Source organism: Spirosoma oryzae, assembly GCF_003002825.1.
Taxonomy (GTDB): Bacteria; Bacteroidota; Bacteroidia; order Cytophagales; family Spirosomataceae; genus Spirosoma; species Spirosoma oryzae.
The window spans coordinates 1-3248 of sequence record NZ_PVTE01000067.1; the positions used below are offsets into that span (position 1 = coordinate 1).

Consider the following 3248-nt stretch of genomic DNA (forward strand, 5'->3'; position numbering starts at 1 on the left):
GCTCTTTTTCATAAGCGATTGTTTGGTTATTTAATTACCGAAAAATCGCCCGAACTCTCTACTTTAGGCTGGTCCAGTTTTGTGGGTGGAGGTCAGCCCCCAAACCGAAGATTTTCCAGACCTTACGGACTATCAGCATCGTTGCGGCTGCTGTTGGTGGAGCGCTTTTAGCGCCCCCTGTTCTGCCATTGCTGGCGACAATCGGCGGCATCCTGACAACGGCCGGAACGGTAGCCGGGGCAATCTCAAGCCTACCGGTCGACTTCAACCGGCTTAACGAGCAACAGGCAGTACAGAAGTAGGGTTAATCTAGTTACGGCAGATTATGCAAACCCGGTCGCTTGACCGGGTTTGCATAATTGAACAAATGCTTTTTCTCATCTAGGACAGTTTATTCTTTTCCTAAGAATTTCTCTATCCTACATACCCATTGAATGATAAATGAAAAGTCTCTATCAAAATTCATCCTTGAAATATCCCTACCTTTATGCGCAATATCATTCCTAGCTTCTGCTATATTTTTTAAGTCATTATACTGGTTTGTTTCAATAACTTTTACTATATCCTTGTCAATAAAATTCTTATATAATTTAACTAAAGGTGGCAATTGTGCTTCGTTGATTAGATACTCTGCACCTGGCTTTGCAGTTTTTATCAATTCCTTTGTAGCTATTTCTAATGAAAGATAAGCCACTAAATAAGCACTTCTATATGATCCAAAGTGACTCAACTTACCAGCTTCAACCAGTAATTCTCTTATAAGTATAAGATTGCTCTTACTCTGTATAAGGTGGAACATATCATCAAAATCTATTTCTGTAACATTTTCTATTTCGTGCTCAACTTCACAAACTTTCGTAGATAAAATATATCTCGTCGTATATCTGTAAGAAATTAATCTATCATTGAGATTGCAAAATATCTGTACATACAAATCAAAGGAAGAACTATCATAATATTCATTTCTATTTTTCTTCCAATTTATATATTTTATTATTCGTAAACAAATAAATATAAATACGTCGTAATTATCACCTAATATCGCTTGCCAAGTTTTCCATGTTTCTTGGCTGTAAGCATTTTGTTCAACAGTTACCAAGTAATCACTTGCAAGTTTCCCCTTGCCTTTATTTATATATTCAATATTTGCAGTAAGCCAGAATGCATACCACTCTTCATTATCTTTACATTTTTCAATATATAATTCTTTTACATTAAAAAACGTTTTGTCCGGCTCTCCTTTTGACCCTGATAATATTACTTTATTAAAGTCTATATTTATTCTATCTGTGTCGAAATATGGCAAAAGTAACTCTTGAGGCAGTCTTCTCCTGATAGAATATGATAAAATGTCGTTTGAATACATAGTGCTTATTGTGTCTATTGCATTAAGTACGCTTAATATAAATAATAACGCTGAAATTCTATGCAATCAGAACGGGGGGATTAGCCTAATATCGGCTGGCGGCTCTTGTTCTGGTGCATAGAATTTCGTTTACAGACAATTAAGGTTTGATCTGATAATCGGTAATGCTGGCATACAAGTCTACCCCTCTGTTGCTCTCAGGCGCTGGCTGCATCCGAACGGAATAGGGGTCTACGTTGTAGATGTAGACTCGCTCAGTTTTATAAACGTCCTTATTGGCTTTGACATAGGTTACGTCGATCGCCACGTAATTAAATTGTAGATCGGTAGGATTATCCAGTTTCAAGTTGATATTGAACAGATGCCCTATACCGTCTGAATCATAGTCATCAACGACAACCAGTATGTTATTCAACTTTTCAGTCAACTGCTGCTTTGCAGTCTGTTCCTGCTCACGTTCGGCCACTAACCGTTGTTGCTCATCTTTCTGTTGCTGTTCAGCCTGCTGTTTTTCCTGATTCTCCTGTATACGGTTGTTCAGCGTTGCAACCTGCGATTGTAGATTTTCTATCTGTTTTTGCTCATCTGACTTCCCTGAGTCACATCCGAATGAATATACAGCAAGAGCAATTGTAGCGATGTATAGTAACTGACTCATACTATTGTTTGCTACCCTTCATAACTGTTACCTCCCGAACCTTAACGCCCGATACGGTTGCATTCATCGTAACAACAGCATCAAGTGTGGTCCCGTCGTAAATGCCTGAACCAGTAATTGTAGTAGAATTTTGTCCCGTTCGTGGCGGTGGCTTCTTGGGCTTGTGGTGGCATAAAGAAACCATTTTCCGACACAGTTGCAGTTAGCCGGTTTTTTGAAAAAGATAGAACTAACTCTTTTTGTGATGTACCCTTTGTGATAATAAGGACATCGTTGGCACTAGAACAAGACGGTTTTACCGATGACTCAAGTTGATACGACGATGTATTACCCACGACGTTGAAGCGTCCTATATACCTATCTCTTGGGTCTACAGCCTCTTTTTTGCAGCCACCAACTAAAAAGCTAAGTACTGCAATTGGCAATAGGAATTGATTCTTCATTGGTTGAACGTGTTGAATTGTGGAGAATTGATTAAATAAACTTTTCGTAAATCTCTTCGTCGACAAAGGCGGCTAACCGACGTGTGTATATGTCCATCGTACGAGACTCGGTAAAGCCGTTCTGCTGTTGCAGTTTTTTGGAGTGGATACCTAGACGAATGGCTTTGATGTTGCCGGTGTGTTTCCAGCCGTAGACGGTGTATTTTCCAACTATCCGCAGGTCGTCAAGTATCTGCCTATGCCGGTGGTAGAAATAGTTCTTGCCGACAGGTTCCGGCCCCGGTTTCCCCCCTTTACCAAATACGTAGTAATCAACTGGGTAATTACGAATACCCATCTCGTCCAGCAAGTCCGCAAGGGGTTTAGCCAAAGTGGGAGTTTTGGTGATCTTGGTTTTAGACCGGCCCGGCTGTATACGTACTGATCGGTCTTTCAAGTCCCCTACCTTCATTAGCCGAACCTCTTTACCCGGCCGGGCAAATGTGTAGTGAATGAAGTAAATGAACAGTAACAGGGGGTAATCGTCGTAGTGCTCAATCAGCCGGAAGATTCGCCGGGCCTGCTCATCGCTGTAAGGTTCGTGAATCTCGCTTTCGACTTTCGGCACCAGTTCCCGGCAGCGGGGCTAACGTCGAACCGCTTACGGCCGGGCTTGGTGTACCAGATACAAAACGTTTTGAGTTGGCCTAGAGCCTGTGGACATTCACAGTAACAATATCATGCTTGACGCCAAATAGACCATCGCTAAAAAGCTGGTAGCGGTCTTTTCGTAGCGAGTTGC

At 41.3% G+C, this 3248-nt stretch carries 4 protein-coding genes; all 4 read right to left on the reverse strand.

Features of this window, described 5'->3' with window-relative positions; all coding sequences use genetic code 11:
• Positions 1 to 391: 391 nt before the first annotated feature.
• Positions 392 to 1366, reverse strand: a complete 975-nt coding sequence (locus CLV58_RS27830) for a hypothetical protein (RefSeq protein ID WP_106141114.1) — start codon at positions 1364 to 1366, stop codon at positions 392 to 394.
• Positions 1367 to 1505: 139 nt separating this feature from the next.
• Positions 1506 to 2024: a hypothetical protein gene (locus CLV58_RS27835; RefSeq protein WP_106141115.1), complete on the reverse strand. Its 519-nt coding sequence runs from the start codon at positions 2022 to 2024 to the stop codon at positions 1506 to 1508.
• Positions 2025 to 2104: 80 nt separating this feature from the next.
• Positions 2105 to 2467, reverse strand: a complete 363-nt coding sequence (locus CLV58_RS28235) for a hypothetical protein (protein WP_146141575.1) — start codon at positions 2465 to 2467, stop codon at positions 2105 to 2107.
• Between the two features lie 31 nt (positions 2468 to 2498).
• Complete coding sequence (locus tag CLV58_RS27840; RefSeq protein ID WP_106141116.1) at positions 2499 to 3074, reverse strand: site-specific integrase; 576 nt, start codon at positions 3072 to 3074, stop codon at positions 2499 to 2501.
• Between the last annotated feature and the right edge of the window lie 174 nt (positions 3075 to 3248).